This is a genomic window from Paenibacillus sp. FSL E2-0190 (genome assembly GCF_037992965.1).
Lineage (GTDB): Bacteria > Bacillota > Bacilli > Paenibacillales > Paenibacillaceae > Paenibacillus_AQ > Paenibacillus_AQ odorifer.
Genome location: NZ_CP150306.1, coordinates 4,503,017 through 4,520,187 on the forward strand (window position 1 = coordinate 4,503,017; position 17,171 = coordinate 4,520,187).

Consider the following 17,171-nt stretch of genomic DNA (forward strand, 5'->3'; position numbering starts at 1 on the left):
ACAATTACCCTATATTACCCAATAGGTGTCCCATTAGGTAATTTAATATCTGGCTTCAAGAGAACCACATCCCCTTTATCCGGTATTCCTCCAAGAACTAATACTTCTGATTGGAAACCCGCAATATTTCGAGCAGGAAAGTTAACTACCCCAATGATTTGTTGCCCTACAATCTCTTCGGCCTTATATCGTTTAGTAATCTGTGCACTTGATGTTTTGCTTCCGATATCTGGTCCAAAATCAATTTGGAGTTTAATCGCAGGTATTTTTGCTTTTGCAAAAAACTCCGCATTAATAATTGTTCCAACACGAACATCAAGTTTTAAAAAATCATCAATAGTTACCATTTGCCATCCCCCTATTTAGCTAAAACATTTTCCGACTACTTATTTACTTATTTTGAATGTTGTACTTTAAAGATTTCGCCCAAAAATACATTCCCATACCGAATAAGGTTATTATGCCACCTAAAAACTGGAATAACGATATAGTTTCCCCTAATAATAGATATGCAAGGACAATGGCAAGAACAGGCTCACCAATAATCCCAACCGAGACAGTAGTTGCTCCAATCGACTTTAACAAAAGGTTAAAGATGTATTGACCAAAAATAGTTGGAATTATTGCAAGAAGCAAAAAATAAATCCAATCTGATGAAGCATAATTAATTAATGAGACATTATTTATCAAATTGTACACGAGCATAACAGTACCACCAATAAAAAAGACGAAAATGCTGTATTTATTTGCATTGATTTTGCCGCTTACTTTTTGCCCGGCCAACAGATAGACTGAAGCAAAGAATGTGCCAATTAACGATAAACCATCGCCGATTAGTGCATCTTTCGAAACCCATATGTCTCCCCATGCAATAACAATCGAACCTAAAAGAGCAACAATCAGGCAAAAAACGGTTAGCAGGTTAACATGTTCTTTGAATAAAAAGTAAGACCCCATCATAACAAATAGCGGCTGTAACGATAAGATCACCATGGAGCTTGCAACTGAAGTATAGACCAATGATTCCATCCAGAATAAAAAGTGTAACCCTAGAAATAGGCCGGATAAAATAACGATGGCCCAATCTTTTTTATTCATCTCAGTAGAACGAGCCATTTTCCCAGATGTAAAACAGAGCATGATGATTACAGAAATAAACAATCTATACATCCCGGCCACTGAAGTAGGTGTATCTGAAAGTTTAATCATGATTGAAGAGATAGAAACGGACAAAATACTGATAAATAACAGAATAAACGGATGAAATAGTATAGGCGGTTTATTTGAACTAACCATAGTTCCTCCAAAATGTGTGACAATCCCTGTGCACAGAATTGTATGATAAGTCTAGGCTGGATATAATAATATCACCGTCAGGGTCTATATTGTGCAACTATATCTTTAATTTATATAGAAATATCGTCAAATAAGGAGAATAAGCACTTTGAAAAAGCAATTGCACGAAGCCATTCAATTTCCTGATGATGCATTTCCATACATCATGTACACTCATACCAATTATGAATCTATTCCTAATGGCAGAGGGGTTAACGATCTACATTGGCACCAAGAACTACAAATTACTTTAGTGACCAAAGGGAAACTAACCATACAAGTCAACGGAATCAATTATGATTTAGAAGCAGGTCAGGCCATCTTTATTAATAAGAGCGTACTTCATATTGTTACGTACCTTAACCAAGAGGGTGAATATGTTAGTTTTAACTTCCCAGAGAAGTTACTCGCTTTTTATTCTGAAAGTGCAATGGAAAAAAAGTATGTACTTCCGTATACCAATTCATTCTTGTTAAGTTTAGAAATCAAAGGAGATAAGGACTGGCATAATCAAATCCTACAAATTCTTTGGGATATGAAAAAAGAATTTGAATCGAAAAAAAAATGGGGATGGGAGTACGAAGTTTCTATCAAAACTGTCCAGTTATGGTTAATCCTTATATCAAATTTTTCTCTATCCTCTGAGGAATCGTCTAAATATAACAGACTCCAGCAAGAGAGACTACAATTAATGCTTAGTTTTATTCACAAAAACTATTCTAATAATTTGACATTGAAGGAAATAGCAGATACAGCACATCTAAGTGTATCGGAGTGCACTCGAGGTTTTAAGAAAAGTATCCATATGACTCCGTATTTCTACTTAATTAAATATCGCATTAATAAAAGCTGTGATTTGTTAATAGCAACTGACTACACGATAACTGAAATCGCACAGCGAGTTGGTTTCAATAACGCAAATCACTTTATCCAGTCTTTTAAAAAACACTTAAACATAACTCCTAAGGAGTTCAGAAAAATTAGAAATGAACGAACTTAAAAAACAACAAAAGCAGAGTCGATCGCTTTGTCTGACTGCCTAGTGTTAGCGTAATTTCGATGTCCTTCGTAAATCTCGAATATATTTCCAAGACACAAGCTTAATGTTTTTCATTTTCTAATAGTCTATGATCTCGAGATCGCCATATAAACGATATCCCACTATTTTCCAATAAAGTTACGTTTATATCTTCAACCTTTTCGTCCTGCATGAATTAGTGTTCAATTCTCCTATATGATAAACTTGCAAGAAGTTATCTGCTATTTATCTATTAATAAAGGAGCGGAAAAAAGAGATGGGCAAAAAGAAAAAAACATTACCCGCCAATTTTGCCGAGCTGGTTAAAACGAATGATATGTCTGCCTTAAAAGAGGTATTTGAGCTATGCGAATGGGATGCCCGTGGGGGTTACAGCAAAGGTACCGCCCTCAGCTTCCGGCAAATACCGGATGAAATGGTTTCCTGGCTTGTGGAGCAGGGCGCTGACATCAACGCTGCCGACAACTATAAGCGCACCCCTCTTCATGCTCAGGCTGCAACCTGGTCCGGAAATGTCCCCTTACTCCTTGAGCTAGGTGCAGATATGGAAGCCCTGGATTACCAGAATGAGACACCGCTGCACTCAGCAGCTGCTTCTTACAAAACAAAAGTAGTGCGGGATCTGGTGGTACGCGGCGCAAATGTCCATGCAGAAAATAACCGAAAAAACACACCTCTCGCCAAAGGATTATTACAATGCCGGAATATCGATATAGTTCACATGGCAGAAATCTCGCGTATTATGCTGGATGCAGGAGCAGTAATCACGCCGGAGATGAAGGAATCCGTGCGGCGTATCGGCAAGGATTTTGAATTCGTCAGAACAAATTACAATAAAGATCGACTGGATGAAACTGCAAATGCTCTCCTGGAGCTGTACCGGCAATTTGATGTCGAGCCTATAGCGAAACTGCAGAGACATGATGGAATCTCTCCTATCGAGGTAACGGCAACCGCATGGCCCGCACAGCACCAAGAGCTGTGGGATTTTCTCGTCCCTGCTTCAGGACACGCGACAACGGTGCAGGGTGAGGTTATCCGCATCACAGGGCGGGTGTCTCATGAAATCCTTAATAATGGCGGAGGAAACTGGGATGCCGATTACCGTAAAATGCTGGATGCACTGATACGGCATTTTAGCACGGGAACGCCTTTAGAGCCCGTCCTTCTTCAAGAGGCAACATCACTCGCCAAACGGTTCCGCAACATCGCTGGCAATGAGCAACCAGCCAGATTATGCGAGCTGGCGGTGCAATGGGTACTTGCCAATCCTCAGCCTATTTCTATGACACAACCCGATTATTCCCGTTAAGTCTATCCTGAATCCTTAACGTGTCTATTATCTAACTAAAGAAAACAAAGAAACGCCCCGAAGAAAAAACTTTGGGGCATCAATTTACATGAATTCTAGATCCAACAAGTTTTAAGGATAATGACGAGAAGAATGTAAAGCACAAGAATCGTACCCGTTGATGTCCAAGGATTAATACAAACTGGAGCCTTTTTTTGTTCTTGAACGCCCCCAACACAGTTATACCCCATTTAAATCCCTCCCTAATTAATTTTTTTAAATTTCACAACAGCATATGACTATGTATCATCAAGTGATTGGGCATTAAACAACTTTGCCGCTTGTATCTAAGTCTATGATTCAATTCATTTTCTTTAACTTGACAAGCATACATAACTTTATGCTAATATAGACAAATCAATAACGTTGATATATCATCTATTCTTCAATTAGGAGAGATCATATGGATTCAAGAGAACCTTTAGGTTTGGTCATTCGAGATTTGCATTTAGAAATAGCAAATTATTTAACAAAGTTACTTGCTCCTTTTCGACTTGCACCTGAACAGCATCTACTTATGGCTCTGATGCTTGAGAAAGAAGGTCTATCTCAGAACGAGATTGCTGCTAATCTTGGTAAGGACAAAGCCAGTGTTGCCCGAATGATCGCCAGCTTAGAGAGCAAAGGTTACATACACAAAGTAACAAGTGCGCAAGATCGCCGAGCGGTAAATGTATATGTAACAGAAGAAGGACGGAAATTAGAGAATACTATAAATGAGGTGACGGTCAATTTAAACGAAATTATCGAGTCAGGATTATCTGCTTCAGATTACTCAACGTTAAAGACTTTGCTAACACATGTGCTGAATAATGTAAGAAGTGCTTAAAGCATTTCTCTCCCCCTTATAGTTGATATATCATCTATCATGCAAAAATAATACGAATCAAAATTCTGAAAAGAGGTTCATCATTATTATGGAATCATCATCAACTGTTCAAGTTAAACGTCCAGCCCTCATGGCCTTCTCGCTTATGTTAGGTGCATTCGTCGGGCTATTTAGTGAAACCGCCTTAAACATGGCTTTTACAAATTTAATGGATGAATTTTCAATCAACGCCTCAACGGTTCAGTGGCTAACCACAGGATATTTACTTGTATTAGGTATCCTCGTTCCAATATCCGCCCTATTAATGCAATGGTTTACCACTAGACAATTATTCACAGCTTCCTTGCTATTATCTATCGTCGGTACATTAATTGCTGCCCTCTCGCCTAATTTCACCTCATTATTAATTGCAAGATTAGTGCAAGCCTTAGGGACAGGCTTATTGCTTCCATTAATGACCAATATTATTCTTATTATTTTTCCTGCACATAAACGCGGAACTGTCATGGGAATGATGGGGCTCGTTATTATGTGTGCACCGGCACTTGGGCCTACTCTATCTGGTTTAATTGTAGATCATTTTGGGTGGGAGTATATCTTTTGGATAAGCTTACCTTTATTGTTATTTACATTAGGTTTCGGATTAACATTCATTAAAAATGTAGCCAACATCACAAAACCTAAAATAGATATTTTATCCATCTTGCTTTCTACTTTTGGATTTGGTGGAATCGTCTTTGGTTTTAGTAACTTTGCTGATCATTCTTTGAGTGAAATCATTGTTTTGCTGCCTCTTATTGTTGGTTTCATCAGCTTAATCTTGTTTGTATTACGGCAATTTAAATTGGAAACCCCAATGCTGAATTTACGGGTATTTAAATATCCCATGTTTACGATAGGTCTTATAATGCTCTTTTTAGGAATGATGATCATTTTATCTTCTGCAATTTTATTACCTTTATATTTAAAAGGAGGTTTATTGTTATCGGCCACAATGGCTGGTACTCTACTTCTTCCAGGCAGTGTTATTAACGGGGCTATGGCTCCAGTTACGGGTAGAGTATTCGATAAATACGGTCCGAAATTATTGCTGCCGCTTGGATTTTTTATCGCAACCATTGCTGGTTTTCTATTTACAAGAAACTCTACTGAAACCAGTAGCCTAACCTTTATTTTAATACACTGCGCAATGTTTATCGGATTAGCTATGGTCATTATGCCCGCTCAAACCAATGGGTTAAATCAATTACCCGTGAAATACTATCCGGATGGGGCTGCTGTTATGAGTACACTTCAGCAAATTGCAGGTGCTCTTGGTACAACGTTCGCTGTTACGCTAATGTCTAGCGGACAAACACGATTCGCAAACACACATCCAACCGCTGCACAGCCTGAAATATTAACCGCTGGAATTACACATGCTTACTTATTTATCGCAGCAATTGCAGGTATTGGATTGATTATATCGTTATTTGTGAAGCGTATTCGAGTGTATTGATTTGTATGTGAAAAAGACAGTGGACATGAACTGCCCGCTGTCTTTTTTTTAAGTATAACCCTAAGGCTTTAACTCATATGTTTTTCATAAAAAACTAATGTTAAGTTGTCATTTATTTTTTTGGTTTCCCCCGTGCTTCTATACCCTAACTTTTCATATAAATAGCAATTTCTTTGCTCCTGTATAATACTATCCAGCTCCCATTTCTTTGCATCTTTATATCTCTGTTCAATGATTGCAAAAACCTGCTGGGCAATCCCCTTCCCATGATGTTCTGGCAAGATAAAGATGATGCTGACCCGATAAGCTTTATTATCCTTTTTAACGATACGGACACCGCCCACAGCAATATCAAAATACTTAATCATATAATAATCTGCAAAAGACTGATTAATTCGATCCCTGATTTGTTCCACAGATTCATTGGCTGGGCTGGTTTCATAATCTTTATATTTCTCCAGCAATGGCATAAAGGCTTTGACTTGCATTTCATGAATAAACTCTGCGTCGCTCGCGTCTGCTTTACATAAAGAAATCTCCATAAAGTTATACCCCTCCGAAAGTTAGTAAATATATAAGCTGTCAGATATTCTTTTTATCCTCCGGTTTAGAGGAATCTCTAAAAGAGCCCAAGATCCCCGTAAACAGTCCAATTAATCCAACAAAAACGCCTATCCCGCGACCACCCTCATAGGCCAATATCACAACTACTCCAAACAATGTAATGTGAAGACCAAAAATTTGAGTTTGTAGGACACTAGGCCGGATAAAATCTAATAATGCTCCTGCGTGAAACATTACAACAACTAGCACAATTAGAGCGGTTAAGATCCATAATCCTAAACTAATCATCCTTACCTCCATTAAAATTTATTATTCACTAGGCACTCCTGATTTCAAATAAAGACACTTGAGCCACTCGGCTCCAGCGTCTTATCATGTTGATTTATGGTTTGTTTTTGGGAAGGATATAGAGCGTTCCGTCTTCTTTATATTCAGCATAGGCAATATCCTCAATGCAATTATAACCCTGCTCTCTGACGCGTTCCTGAATCTGCTCCTTGTTCATCGATCTGCCCCGCATGGACTCTTCCAGTACCCTGCCTTTATCAATAACTGTTATGGAAAAAGCAGAAGACTGCTCAGCTTCAGACTTGCGCATAACCGATAGAGAGCCGTTCGTTTCAAGCAGAGCATACCGTACTTCACTTAGGGAAAAGATATTTTGTTGCCTCAGCATGAACAATAGCTGGGTATACTCAATATCGTATTTCTCCAACAAATCCTGATTCACTTTGCCATCGTCAATTAGCAGCACTGTCCGGCCTTCCGCCAGGTTCCCGAATTTCACAAAATGGGTGGTCACCTTTTCGAACAGATAAGATAATGCGGTCCAAATAAAAAGAGCAAACAGCAGATGCCAGATTTTCACCTCATCATCATATATCGTATTGCCGACAATTTCACTTAAAATCAATGAAGACAGAAAATCGAGTGGTGTCAATTGACTAAGCGTCTTGCGGCCGGTAATAAAGGTAATGATCCACAAACCAAAAAAGCTGATGACCAATTTGACGCCTATAGTTACAAATATCTCCATTGCTGCACCTCCAGATGGGACTCGTACAGGCTCGTTACCCTTTTTACACGAAATCCATTCATGAGAGGTATTACACACTCCTAGTGGGGTATAAACAGCAAAAGATACTCTCTGCAACTTGCCTATGTTGGGATAGTTATAAGGAACGTTGTCCCTTTGCCTTTTTCACTATCGACTTCAATAGTTCCTTTCACTTTATCGACGGTACTGTAGACCATAAGCATACCCAGCCCCGTTCCTTCTGCTTTAGTCGAATAATACGGCTTACCGAGTCGCGATATTTCATCTTTAGTCATGCCGACTCCGTTATCTTTAATACTGATCATAATATTTTGTTTTTTTTCAAATATATCGATAAATAGCGTACCGCCATCGGTTTCCTTCATCGCTTCTATACCATTTTTATATAAATTAATTAGACACTGCTGAATCTGGTTTCGGTCATAGTTTTTATTTAACGAATTATTAAAACTAAATTGGACATCTACTTTGTGCATAGTGGCATAAGGCATTATGATATTTTTAGTATATTCTGATTCTGCCTTCATATTGGAGTAAACCATGTTTTCAGATTGTGGCTTGGCAAAGGAGAGATAATCACTTACAATTTTTTCTGCTCGCTGTAGCTCTTGTAGAGATAACTCTACAAAGCCCTTTTCCTCTGGCGTCATCGTTTTAGATTTATTTAATAGCTGCAAAAAACCACTAGTCACTGTAAGTGGATTTCTGATTTCATGGGATACACTTGCCGCTAGCTCGCTGACGACATTTAATCTTTCCGATTGAACAATCCGTTCCCGATTTTTAATATTGGAGATAATCTTCTCAATCAAAATCATAATGACACTCATCACCCCAACATGAGTTGTCAACGCATTTAATGAAAGAATCCAAAATTGCCTGTCTAAGGAATCCTGAACAAAACCTAAAATTAACAGATAAACCCCCATAATTAGCAAAGCAATCAGACTTGCCGCAATCACACGGCCCTTCGATGGTAATTTTAAAAATCTATTTTTATATAACGGCACCAAAATCAGAATCGCTGTCGCAAATAGAAACGAATAAAATACTCCACCTCCACCCACATAGAATCTGTAAGCATTCAAAATAATATATAGAGGAAGAACGTTCCTATATCCTCCAAACAGTGCCACAATAATAAACGGAATGTACCTTAAATCAAAAATATAGCCAATTTCAAGTCTGATAGGTTTTGCAATACAGAGACTCATGGTCACTGCAGACATAAAAACGAGAATCAATCTATTGTAGGAATAGGCCCGATTCTCAAAGAATATTAGAAATGTTAATACTGGAAAAAGCAAAAACAAAAAATTTAAAAGTAGGGTTTCAAACAAGAGATGACTTCCTTTCAGCCTTTTGCTGCGTAAATGAATATATTCAAGGTTATATTAAGAGTTTTAGATCATTACCTAAGCTAACATTATAAGTCACAGTATTGACTATACACTATGTATTTCTCAACCATTTTTCAAATAATCCCAAAAAATCATACTATAGAACCACAATTAGCAAAAAAATACAGACATCTGAAATCTGTTTGGGGTCATCAATTTTCGTATTCCTGAATATCTAAATTGTAAACTGTACCTTCGTAGTTTTTAAGGGCTCATAATTCTAGAGCTGCCACCTTTCTGTATCTGAGAGAAGGAGAGGATTTCATTGCATCCCATAACCGTAATCGAAATTGTAACGTCGGTTGGGTTTGTCCTTGTCATTTTTGTTATAGTATTAGTTTCACCTACGAGGATTAGAAAACTCGGTTTAATCGTAGCCTCTATATTAACATTACTTTTGCTTTTATCCTTTGCGATTCGTCCCGTTTGGATTGAGTTTCAAGTTTCTAAAAAAACAGAACAACTTAATCAATATCTGGAGAAAAAATACCCTTATCAAGAGTGGGAGATTAGCCGGCCAGAAGGTAGACAATATAATCCTTATCATTTAACGGTTAGATTTAAAAATGAAGCGGGCTGGGCTTATACCTATTTAGTAGCAGACAATAATATTCATCAAATCGTTTGGATCCCACCAGAAGGCAAATCTCCTGAGGAAGGAACGCATTCGGAAATGAATCATTAAGTTGTCTTACACAGAAAACAGCCATCCCCTCAGGATGGCCGGTTTTTATTTCACTAAAAATCCGTTAACTGTGATATGGAGCGGAGTCAAACTAACTTCGCTCGGATCTCCACTTTTGATAATAGCAATGGAGATAGCTATAAGCAATATTTTCCGGAGAAGAAATAAGTACTACAGCCTAAAAACAATTTGATTTCCTGTCTCATTGTTCTTGAAGGGTTTACCATGTTCCCTGAACTCTAATATAACACCTGAAGGATCGTCAGAGAGCGGTGGAGAAATTACGTAATTATAAGAAGCTTTTCCGGTTGAACTTCCGCCATTCATCATTCGACTATCATATTCTTCGCCTATAAACAGCTCGAAAAAGCTATGGTTATGAGAATTTGTTGGAAGCTCAGTTGTCATGTCCCAATCTATATTAAGGGTGACCACACTAGCATTACTATATTGGCGTATAGAGGTCAGTGTATAAAAAAATCCATCTTTCTCAATTGATTTAAGAACTGCAATATGTTTTCTAAAATCAATTGGCTCAACCATCGGTTTAAAATGATCTTCACTTAGCAACGTCCCAAATACCGCTTTCAAAAAATCCTCATAGAGCTCATAATTTTCTGCCCATTTAGAGATAGATTCAAACGGTGGGAATCCTGGATTATTATTCGAGATTTCCTTTCGTTGCTTGATCAATGCACATATTTGCTCGTCAATATCCTTAATTTGCAGATCGTAATGTTCGGTTGGTCGTACAAAGGGCATCCTTTTCATTTTGAACCTCCTTTTTGCACAAATGCAAAAGAAATCTCAGCTTCACATACAAGCTCACTATTTACTGTTGCGGTGCCTTTGCCTTTTACAATTTCACCTTTCATCCGATTGACTTCGAATTCGAGAAGAAGCTGATCCCCAGGCGTTACTTGGCGCTTAAAACGGGCATTATCAATGCCAACTAATAACCCTATCTTGCCCATCAGCTTCTCGTTTTTGCACATTGTGATTCCGCCTACCTGGGCTAATGCCTCCACAATTAAAACACCCGGCATAACAGGATGCTCAGGAAAATGGCCGCTAAAAAACGGTTCATTAATGGATACATTTTTAATACCTACTGCTCTTTTGTTCTCCTCCAACTCTATAATTCTGTCCACTAAAATAAACGGATACCGATGAGGAATAAGTTCTACAATCTTCTGTATATTTAGCATAATTCCCGTTTTAGCCTCCTAAAATATTTCTTGGGTAATTTTAACATTAGAAGTGATTTTGTACTACTCAAAAATACCCGGACAACTGGCCTATAACATCCCTTCTGGAGATCCTAAAAAAACAACGGCAACCCTGGACTAGTAAATAAAGTCCATGACTGCCGCTTTTTATTGATCTATTGTATCCTAGCTTAAGATTCAACTTAATTAACAAACACCTGTGTCTTTCTCCCTGCTTCTATTCGTTCAGTGAATTTTCCGCCAGTGTATTCCTCTATCACCTTTTTCCAAAAGCGTTGTGCGGGCTCGTTATTATCTATTTGGTAAACTTCCCATTGCCCCTTATGTATATTAAAAATATCTTTTGCAACTAGTCTACCTAATCCTACTCTCCGATACTTTTTTATAATAAAAAACTCTGCAATGGAAAAGTATAAATCATCATCTCTATTTTTTATTTTGACTAAAACGAATCCAGCATTTTTCCCATTCAGAGTTAACAGATATGGGAAATTCGATTCTTCTGTCCAGTAATCGTTGAGAGGATAATCATTAAATTTTCCGTTTTCTTCAAGGTGCAAATCCATATACTCGGAGAAATCATACATATAAAATTGCATTAGGTTGTTGAGGATTTCTTTTTCTTCAAGGGTCGCCCTTTTAATTTGATAGTTCATCTAAAAACCATCCCATATCTATATTCTATCTAATTAGTAACGGACTCTTCTATTTTCTCGGATAAGTTTCTTCGCATCCTTTTGAAATAAAATGATTGTTGTTGTACGCTTCAATGGATTGTTTCCCAATTACTTTGCAGTAATATTTTACCACTCAAGAATACTCTCTTTCAACTTTACAAATTTTCACTTTGTAATTTTGGTACCATTCTTTCTTACCTTTCTCCTGAGCAACTTTGTGAGATTGATGTTGTTTCCAGTTACTAATCGCCTCCAAGCTCTCCCAATAAGAAATCGTAATACCCGCTCCTGAAGAATCCCTGACACTTTCCACTCCTAAAAACCCAGGTTGCCCGGACGCAAGCTGCTCCATTTTTTCAGCCATAAGGTTATATCCGTTATCCCCCTCCGTACGTTGACTTGAAAATATGACTGCATAATAAGATCCGTTTGATTCATGAACCATTCCGCTCAAACTCCCCTTTAATCCTAGATGTTTTTATATAAAACAGATTATACTATTATAATTAAGATAAAAATAATGAATATTAATCGTTAGTTTAATGAATTTTTTTCATACATTATTGAGGAGAGAAATCATTATGAATCTTTTAAAATATCAAATTTTCAGTAAGGTAGTTGAGATCGGCAGCATTACCAAAACAGGAGAGATATTAAATTTAACACAATCAGCCATCAGTCATGCGCTTTCTAGCTTAGAAGCTGAATTCGGACTGTGTCTTCTCATAAGAAACAGATCGGGTATCCGGTTAACCAACGATGGCGAACGTTTAATCCCACATATCAGAGAAATCCTCCACCTTAATGAAAAACTCAATCAAGAAGTAGCTGCATTAAAGGGTGTCGAAATCGGAACTGTGAAAATAGGTACTTTCTCTAGTGTATCGATCCAATGGATGCCTCAAATCATTAAACAATTTCAAAATCAGTTTCCACATATTGAAATAAAACTACTTGATGGTAACTACTCTGAAATAGAAGAATGGATTGCCGATGGAACCGCTGACTTGGGATTTGTTAATCTGCCTACTCGAGATGCTTTTCATGTGGTCCCTCTTCAAAAAGATAGGATGGTCTGCATTATGTGGCAGAATCACCCTCTCGAACGCCAATCAACCATCCGCCTTGAGCAATTGATTGATGAACCTTTTATCATGCCCATTGCGGGTTGTGACACCGATGTAAAGCGAATTTTCTCGCAAAATAAACTCACACCCACGATCAAATATGAATTAGAAGATGATCATGCCATAATCGCCATGGTACAAAATGGTTTAGGGTTAAGTATTCTCCCCGAAATGATTTTGTCACATCTCCCCGACAATGTATGTTATCGCCCATTGGAAGGCGAGTATTATCGTTCTATTGGTATTGCAGCCGCCTCCATTAAAAATGCCTCTCCAGCGGCAAAAAAACTAATTGAATTCATAACACAATGGATCACCAACGTGCCCATCCCTCCGCATTACCGTGATTTATGAGATGGCTCAACGCGCTGTCTGTAACAGCAAGCTTTAAGGCTATCCTTCGCAGAGTAGTCCCTTTTTTGATCCAGCATTAACGTTAGCGTCAGGGGAAACGATTCTTCACTATGTATCTTTTGCGTAATTCAAAACTCCGGGGACACGATAATTTGCACAGCGATAGAGAACAGCCTGCTGGCTGTTCTCTATCGCTGTCTACCTTAGAAGCACGTGAACGAGCTAATCCGATTCAAATCAATGCCAAAGTACGACCAGAAAAAACCATTCCATCTGAACCCTGCAATAGAATTACGTCCGACGAATACCGGAAAGAACCAGAATTGCTCGCCGTTGTTCAGCCAAATGTATGTGTTGCGGAACAGGCAGCGTCTGATCCCGCCGGGATCAATGGCAAATGTGGTAGACGACATTTGTGGCACGAATTGCGGTGGAGGAGCCGTCGGCGCTTGAACGCCTCCCGGTGCACCCCCCGGAAATTGTCCGGGGGTTCCACCCGGAAACCCTGGTCCTCCTGGTCCTCCAGGTCCTCCTGGCACGCCAGGTCCGCCTGGTCCGCCTGGGAATCCTGGAAATCCTCCGCCGGCTCCCGGTGTTGGAAAAAATCCCATATGTGATCGCTCCTTTCAATGAGTAGGCATAATCATCATATGCATTCGCGGAGAGAGCGTTTGGGCGCAATAGACGTTTTTTCAAAAAATGAAAATCAACAATAAGATCTAACATAGGCCTATCGGAAACCTAACTTGCTCTACTTATGGTACGTTCAGCGCATCATAGATAAACTGACCAATTACACTCAGCTTTACCTGCTGAATTTATTCCGTCCACATCACCTTACTAAGTTTTTAACTTTAATATTGAATCTTCACTGATGTGATGTAGATGCCTGGTCAGCCTTCACACAATCAATAGCGACAACGAACGCAATCATGAGCGTCTCCATCTCATCCTTCAATATTTGAACCTTATAGCTATCCCCCCAAGTGAACCATTCCTTGTTCACTTTACCGATGACTACACCATGCTGTAAAACCTGAAAATCCATGTCCCACCAGTTACCATGTACCTCAATGTCAGCCGCATCAATCGTATAACGTGCTTTAAAGAAAGAAAACTCCTTCTTAATCGTCAATACCTCTCGACCATCTACTTCTACAAAAAACTTCGGTAAAAAACTGAACACTTTTTTCGTAATAAGTGCGACTTCATCTCTTGTTGTATTCATAATGGAGAATGTCTTGGGAATTTGCATAAAACTGCCCTCTACGTAATAGACATCTTGCTCCTGCTGATTCTTTACCGTGAATTTACCACTTAGACTGAATACCTTTTGTTTTATATAAAGTTGCTTCATTCTAAGCCTCCTATCGATCCTCTTAGTTAACATCATTTTAGACAAATGTTATAGTTGTTTTGTCATAATAAAATCTATTTGTTCTTCTTCACCCATATAAAAAGAATGAGTTCCTGTATGAACAAACTTCATTTTTTCATAAAAGCTAATAGCGTTTTTATTTTTTTCCCAAACCCCTAACCAAATCTTCTCTTTATTACATTGTACCGCTATTTCTATAGCTTTATTTATTAGATATTTCCCAAGCCCCTGTTTATGAAATTTTTTTCTAATATAGATCCTCTCGACTTCAAGTGAATCATTACCCATTACTTCAGATTGAGCATCTTCGGTGTTAACCTTTAAATACCCAGCGATTTCTTCATTAAAATAAATAAAATAGAATTCTGATGAGCTATCCGACAATTCTTTTTCTAATTGTTTTAAGTTAAATGCTCTATCCAGGTAGGCCTTCATATTTTCAGGTGAATTTTGATTACTAAATGTCTCATTAAATGTTTCAACACTAATTCCTTGAAGTGAACCTAGATCTTCGAACGTGCACTTTTTTATATTGATAGCCATATTGTTTTCTCCTTTTAAAATATCAATTTACAAATAAACTCTTATTTTGAGCTCTAATTATATGGTGTTATGCAGATGTGACAGGAAAATAGTATAACATAATTGTTGTATTTGCAACAAAAAAAACTAAGGATTTACCATTCATTCTACCTATTAGCGTATTGGGGTAATCAGTCTCTATACGGCAGTCAGAACTCCAAAAGGAAGCGAGCGTGGTTTGGGGATTCGATGATGGATGACGGTTACTTTCGGACCCAGTTGACGTTATTTTCGAATATTTCGCCTTTGGAGCAAGGTTTCGGACCCCAGTGCAGTTATTCCCCCGAAAAGGCTGCTTTCGGGGTGTTTTTCAGGCCAATAACGGCTATGCGGTCCGTTAGGATTCAAAAAGTGAGATATGACGCGTCTAAGGGTCATCTGAGTCCGATTGAGGCTTCCGGGCGCGTAAACGTGATCGAAGAAAGTGTGGCTTGGGGGTTCGATGATGGATGACGGTTACTTTCGGACCCAGTTGACGTTATTTTCGAATATTTCGGCTTTGGAGCAAGGTTTCGGACCCCAGTGCAGCTATTCCCTCGAAAAGGCTGCTTTCGGGGTGTTTTTTAGACCAATAGCGGCTATGCGGTCCGTTAGGATTCCAATAGTGAGATATGACGCGTCTAAGGGTCATCTGAGTCCGTTAGATGCTTCCGGGCGCGAAAATGTGATCGAAGAATGTGTGGCTTGGGAGTTTGATGATGGAAGATGGTTACTTTCGGACCCAGATGACGTTATTTTCGAATATTTCGGCTTTGGAGCAAAGTTTCGGACTCCAGTGCAGTTATTCCCTCGAAAAGGCTGCTTTTGGGGTGTTTTTCAGGCCAATAACGGCTATGCGGTCCGTTAGGATTCAAAAAGTGAGATATGACGCGTCTAAGGGTCATCTGAGTCCGATTTATGCTTCCGGGCGCGCAAATTCGATCCAAGAAAGCGTGGCTTAAAGGTGATGATAGTGGAAGTGAGCCAACTTTGAGAAATCGGTGATGGAGAATAGATCGGCGAGATTTGCGGGTCTACGATGGAGAAAGTCAGCGGGGTTTGGAAAACCGGTGATAGCAGTAGCAAACGAAGTTTGAGGATTCGCGGATAGTGGAAACGAGCGAGGTTTGGGGATTCGATGATGGAAGATGGTTACTTTCGGACCCAGATGACGTTATTTGCGAATATTTCGGCTTTGGAGCAAGGTTTCGGACTCCAGTGCAGCTATTCCCTCGAAAAGGCTGCTTTTGGGGTGTTTTTTAGACCAATAACGGCTATGCGGTCCGTTAGGGTTCCAAAAGTGGGATATGGCGCGTCTAAGGGTCATCTGAGTCCGATAGATGCTTCCGGGTGTGCAAATGTGATCGAAGAAAGTGTAGTTTTTTTTGGGGGATAGCGGAGGTGACAAAAGTAGAGGGTTCTTGATGATGGAGGAAGCAAACGAAGTTTCAGGATTCGCGGATGGAGAAAACGAGCGACGTTTGGGGGACGATGATGGAGCAAAAAAAATGAGGTGCCCCAGCAGCCATTTTCGGCTTTTAGGACACCCATCCTTTCCGCTGTGCGCATAAAGCGCGGTATGGTGGACTGGTAAGAGCCCGGTTAAAGCCATCTCATAAATCTTTTTTTAGATAGTTTAATCTGATTACTTTCGGCCCATGCGGTTAGTTCTTTCATTCCCTTGTATTCTTCGTCAAGAAAACTGAAACATAATTTATAGGGAGGAAATTTGTGATCTACAGGTTTAATGCCTATTACGGGTATGAAATAGCCCTTTACATAAATATTATCAATTTGATTCGCTTGAATTTCTTTGTTTTCTACTATTATAGCGTCCGGATGAATTCGAACCTCAATGAACTTTCTAATCGTAATGATCCTATAGAGCAATATGATTACAACAATCAGACAGAAAGCCGACCATATATAACCAAAATAAAGTAATACTTTATACTCCATATTATTTCTGGTATTTAACAATAGTATGCCACTTGAAAAAATCATAGAAAACAGAAGCGACATTAACGACGGACGACTCACTTTATAAGCACCTATATTTTCCATAACCCCCTCACTTTCTCAGACTA

22 protein-coding genes are annotated in these 17,171 nt (G+C 38.9%); 7 read left to right on the forward strand and 15 right to left on the reverse strand.

Features of this window, described 5'->3' with window-relative positions:
* Window positions 1-14: 14 nt before the first annotated feature.
* Window positions 15-347, reverse strand: a complete 333-nt coding sequence (csaA, locus tag NST25_RS19865) for a chaperone CsaA (protein WP_076182994.1) — start codon at window positions 345-347, stop codon at window positions 15-17.
* A gap of 43 nt (window positions 348-390) precedes the next feature.
* Window positions 391-1,296, reverse strand: a complete 906-nt coding sequence (locus NST25_RS19870; RefSeq protein ID WP_340392313.1) for a DMT family transporter — start codon at window positions 1,294-1,296, stop codon at window positions 391-393.
* Window positions 1,297-1,444: 148 nt separating this feature from the next.
* On the opposite strand from NST25_RS19870, the gene NST25_RS19875 reads away from it, so the two are divergent.
* Window positions 1,445-2,335 (forward strand): AraC family transcriptional regulator, encoded by an 891-nt coding sequence (locus NST25_RS19875; protein ID WP_076143736.1) that lies wholly within the window; start codon window positions 1,445-1,447, stop codon window positions 2,333-2,335.
* A 295-nt stretch (window positions 2,336-2,630) separates the two neighbouring features.
* Window positions 2,631-3,686, forward strand: coding sequence for an ankyrin repeat domain-containing protein (locus NST25_RS19880; protein ID WP_339187683.1), 1,056 nt, complete (start codon window positions 2,631-2,633; stop codon window positions 3,684-3,686).
* Window positions 3,687-3,781: 95 nt separating this feature from the next.
* Here the strand turns inward: NST25_RS19880 and NST25_RS19885 are convergent, their stop codons facing one another.
* The gene (locus tag NST25_RS19885) at window positions 3,782-3,862 is read right to left on the reverse strand and encodes a YjcZ family sporulation protein (RefSeq protein WP_232061537.1); all 81 of its coding nucleotides are present in this window, start codon (window positions 3,860-3,862) and stop codon (window positions 3,782-3,784) included.
* Window positions 3,863-4,128: 266 nt separating this feature from the next.
* Between NST25_RS19885 and NST25_RS19890 the strand changes: the two genes are divergently transcribed.
* Window positions 4,129-4,554, forward strand: coding sequence for a MarR family transcriptional regulator (locus NST25_RS19890; RefSeq protein WP_076183004.1), 426 nt, complete (start codon window positions 4,129-4,131; stop codon window positions 4,552-4,554).
* An 88-nt stretch (window positions 4,555-4,642) separates the two neighbouring features.
* The gene (locus NST25_RS19895) at window positions 4,643-6,052 is read left to right on the forward strand and encodes an MDR family MFS transporter (protein WP_076183007.1); all 1,410 of its coding nucleotides are present in this window, start codon (window positions 4,643-4,645) and stop codon (window positions 6,050-6,052) included.
* A 68-nt stretch (window positions 6,053-6,120) separates the two neighbouring features.
* On the opposite strand, the gene NST25_RS19900 is transcribed toward NST25_RS19895, so the two are convergent.
* From NST25_RS19900 to NST25_RS19915, 4 genes are all read right to left on the reverse strand, one after another.
* Window positions 6,121-6,594: a GNAT family N-acetyltransferase gene (locus tag NST25_RS19900; RefSeq protein WP_076127325.1), complete on the reverse strand. Its 474-nt coding sequence runs from the start codon at window positions 6,592-6,594 to the stop codon at window positions 6,121-6,123.
* A gap of 40 nt (window positions 6,595-6,634) precedes the next feature.
* Window positions 6,635-6,904: a hypothetical protein gene (locus tag NST25_RS19905; RefSeq protein WP_248548548.1), complete on the reverse strand. Its 270-nt coding sequence runs from the start codon at window positions 6,902-6,904 to the stop codon at window positions 6,635-6,637.
* A gap of 94 nt (window positions 6,905-6,998) precedes the next feature.
* A complete protein-coding gene (locus NST25_RS19910; RefSeq protein WP_340392318.1) occupies window positions 6,999-7,652 on the reverse strand; it encodes a DUF421 domain-containing protein in 654 nt (217 codons plus the stop codon).
* 122 nt (window positions 7,653-7,774) lie between these two features.
* Complete coding sequence (locus tag NST25_RS19915; RefSeq protein WP_076127331.1) at window positions 7,775-9,013, reverse strand: ATP-binding protein; 1,239 nt, start codon at window positions 9,011-9,013, stop codon at window positions 7,775-7,777.
* A 325-nt stretch (window positions 9,014-9,338) separates the two neighbouring features.
* Here NST25_RS19915 and NST25_RS19920 point away from each other — a divergent pair, with 325 nt between their 5' ends.
* Window positions 9,339-9,758, forward strand: coding sequence for a hypothetical protein (locus NST25_RS19920; protein ID WP_076127333.1), 420 nt, complete (start codon window positions 9,339-9,341; stop codon window positions 9,756-9,758).
* Between the two features lie 171 nt (window positions 9,759-9,929).
* On the opposite strand, the gene NST25_RS19925 is transcribed toward NST25_RS19920, so the two are convergent.
* From NST25_RS19925 to NST25_RS19940, 4 genes are all read right to left on the reverse strand, one after another.
* A complete protein-coding gene (locus tag NST25_RS19925; protein WP_076127335.1) occupies window positions 9,930-10,529 on the reverse strand; it encodes a chorismate mutase in 600 nt (199 codons plus the stop codon).
* A complete protein-coding gene (fabZ, locus tag NST25_RS19930) occupies window positions 10,526-10,966 on the reverse strand; it encodes a 3-hydroxyacyl-ACP dehydratase FabZ (RefSeq protein ID WP_340392322.1) in 441 nt (146 codons plus the stop codon). The genes NST25_RS19925 and fabZ overlap by 4 nt, the downstream gene beginning before the upstream one ends.
* A gap of 203 nt (window positions 10,967-11,169) precedes the next feature.
* Window positions 11,170-11,643, reverse strand: a complete 474-nt coding sequence (locus tag NST25_RS19935; protein ID WP_340392324.1) for a GNAT family N-acetyltransferase — start codon at window positions 11,641-11,643, stop codon at window positions 11,170-11,172.
* Between the two features lie 154 nt (window positions 11,644-11,797).
* Window positions 11,798-12,109, reverse strand: coding sequence for an antibiotic biosynthesis monooxygenase (locus NST25_RS19940; RefSeq protein WP_076190617.1), 312 nt, complete (start codon window positions 12,107-12,109; stop codon window positions 11,798-11,800).
* A gap of 136 nt (window positions 12,110-12,245) precedes the next feature.
* Here NST25_RS19940 and NST25_RS19945 point away from each other — a divergent pair, with 136 nt between their 5' ends.
* Window positions 12,246-13,145 carry a LysR substrate-binding domain-containing protein gene (locus tag NST25_RS19945; protein ID WP_076183026.1) on the forward strand — a complete coding sequence of 300 codons (900 nt, stop codon included), beginning with the start codon at window positions 12,246-12,248 and terminating at the stop codon, window positions 13,143-13,145.
* Between the two features lie 203 nt (window positions 13,146-13,348).
* Here the strand turns inward: NST25_RS19945 and NST25_RS19950 are convergent, their stop codons facing one another.
* From NST25_RS19950 to NST25_RS19960, 3 genes are all read right to left on the reverse strand, one after another.
* The gene (locus tag NST25_RS19950) at window positions 13,349-13,756 is read right to left on the reverse strand and encodes a transporter (RefSeq protein ID WP_076201483.1); all 408 of its coding nucleotides are present in this window, start codon (window positions 13,754-13,756) and stop codon (window positions 13,349-13,351) included.
* 257 nt (window positions 13,757-14,013) lie between these two features.
* On the reverse strand, window positions 14,014-14,502 hold the full coding sequence (locus tag NST25_RS19955; protein WP_076183031.1) for an LURP-one-related family protein: 489 nt from the start codon (window positions 14,500-14,502) through the stop codon (window positions 14,014-14,016).
* A gap of 48 nt (window positions 14,503-14,550) precedes the next feature.
* On the reverse strand, window positions 14,551-15,066 hold the full coding sequence (locus tag NST25_RS19960) for a GNAT family N-acetyltransferase (RefSeq protein WP_076183033.1): 516 nt from the start codon (window positions 15,064-15,066) through the stop codon (window positions 14,551-14,553).
* A 643-nt stretch (window positions 15,067-15,709) separates the two neighbouring features.
* Between NST25_RS19960 and NST25_RS19965 the strand changes: the two genes are divergently transcribed.
* Window positions 15,710-15,952: a hypothetical protein gene (locus tag NST25_RS19965; protein ID WP_340392327.1), complete on the forward strand. Its 243-nt coding sequence runs from the start codon at window positions 15,710-15,712 to the stop codon at window positions 15,950-15,952.
* 734 nt (window positions 15,953-16,686) lie between these two features.
* Here the strand turns inward: NST25_RS19965 and NST25_RS19970 are convergent.
* Window positions 16,687-17,148, reverse strand: coding sequence for a hypothetical protein (locus tag NST25_RS19970; protein ID WP_340033303.1), 462 nt, complete (start codon window positions 17,146-17,148; stop codon window positions 16,687-16,689).
* Window positions 17,149-17,171 lie beyond the last annotated feature (23 nt).

Excerpts from the sequence above, each read along its gene's own strand:
- csaA (WP_076182994.1), bottom strand. The coding sequence starts at position 347 with ATGGTAACTATTGATGATTTTTTAAAACTTGATGTTCGTGTTGGAACA.
- NST25_RS19870 (WP_340392313.1), bottom strand. The coding sequence starts at position 1,296 with ATGGTTAGTTCAAATAAACCGCCTATACTATTTCATCCGTTTATTCTG.
- NST25_RS19880 (WP_339187683.1), top strand. The coding sequence starts at position 2,631 with ATGGGCAAAAAGAAAAAAACATTACCCGCCAATTTTGCCGAGCTGGTT.
- NST25_RS19890 (WP_076183004.1), top strand. The coding sequence starts at position 4,129 with ATGGATTCAAGAGAACCTTTAGGTTTGGTCATTCGAGATTTGCATTTA.
- NST25_RS19895 (WP_076183007.1), top strand. The coding sequence starts at position 4,643 with ATGGAATCATCATCAACTGTTCAAGTTAAACGTCCAGCCCTCATGGCC.
- NST25_RS19900 (WP_076127325.1), bottom strand. The coding sequence starts at position 6,594 with ATGGAGATTTCTTTATGTAAAGCAGACGCGAGCGACGCAGAGTTTATT.
- NST25_RS19905 (WP_248548548.1), bottom strand. The coding sequence starts at position 6,904 with ATGATTAGTTTAGGATTATGGATCTTAACCGCTCTAATTGTGCTAGTT.
- NST25_RS19910 (WP_340392318.1), bottom strand. The coding sequence starts at position 7,652 with ATGGAGATATTTGTAACTATAGGCGTCAAATTGGTCATCAGCTTTTTT.
- NST25_RS19925 (WP_076127335.1), bottom strand. The coding sequence starts at position 10,529 with ATGAAAAGGATGCCCTTTGTACGACCAACCGAACATTACGATCTGCAA.
- fabZ (WP_340392322.1), bottom strand. The coding sequence starts at position 10,966 with ATGCTAAATATACAGAAGATTGTAGAACTTATTCCTCATCGGTATCCG.
- NST25_RS19935 (WP_340392324.1), bottom strand. The coding sequence starts at position 11,643 with ATGAACTATCAAATTAAAAGGGCGACCCTTGAAGAAAAAGAAATCCTC.
- NST25_RS19940 (WP_076190617.1), bottom strand. The coding sequence starts at position 12,109 with ATGGTTCATGAATCAAACGGATCTTATTATGCAGTCATATTTTCAAGT.
- NST25_RS19945 (WP_076183026.1), top strand. The coding sequence starts at position 12,246 with ATGAATCTTTTAAAATATCAAATTTTCAGTAAGGTAGTTGAGATCGGC.
- NST25_RS19950 (WP_076201483.1), bottom strand. The coding sequence starts at position 13,756 with ATGGGATTTTTTCCAACACCGGGAGCCGGCGGAGGATTTCCAGGATTC.
- NST25_RS19955 (WP_076183031.1), bottom strand. The coding sequence starts at position 14,502 with ATGAAGCAACTTTATATAAAACAAAAGGTATTCAGTCTAAGTGGTAAA.
- NST25_RS19960 (WP_076183033.1), bottom strand. The coding sequence starts at position 15,066 with ATGGCTATCAATATAAAAAAGTGCACGTTCGAAGATCTAGGTTCACTT.
- NST25_RS19970 (WP_340033303.1), bottom strand. The coding sequence starts at position 17,148 with ATGGAAAATATAGGTGCTTATAAAGTGAGTCGTCCGTCGTTAATGTCG.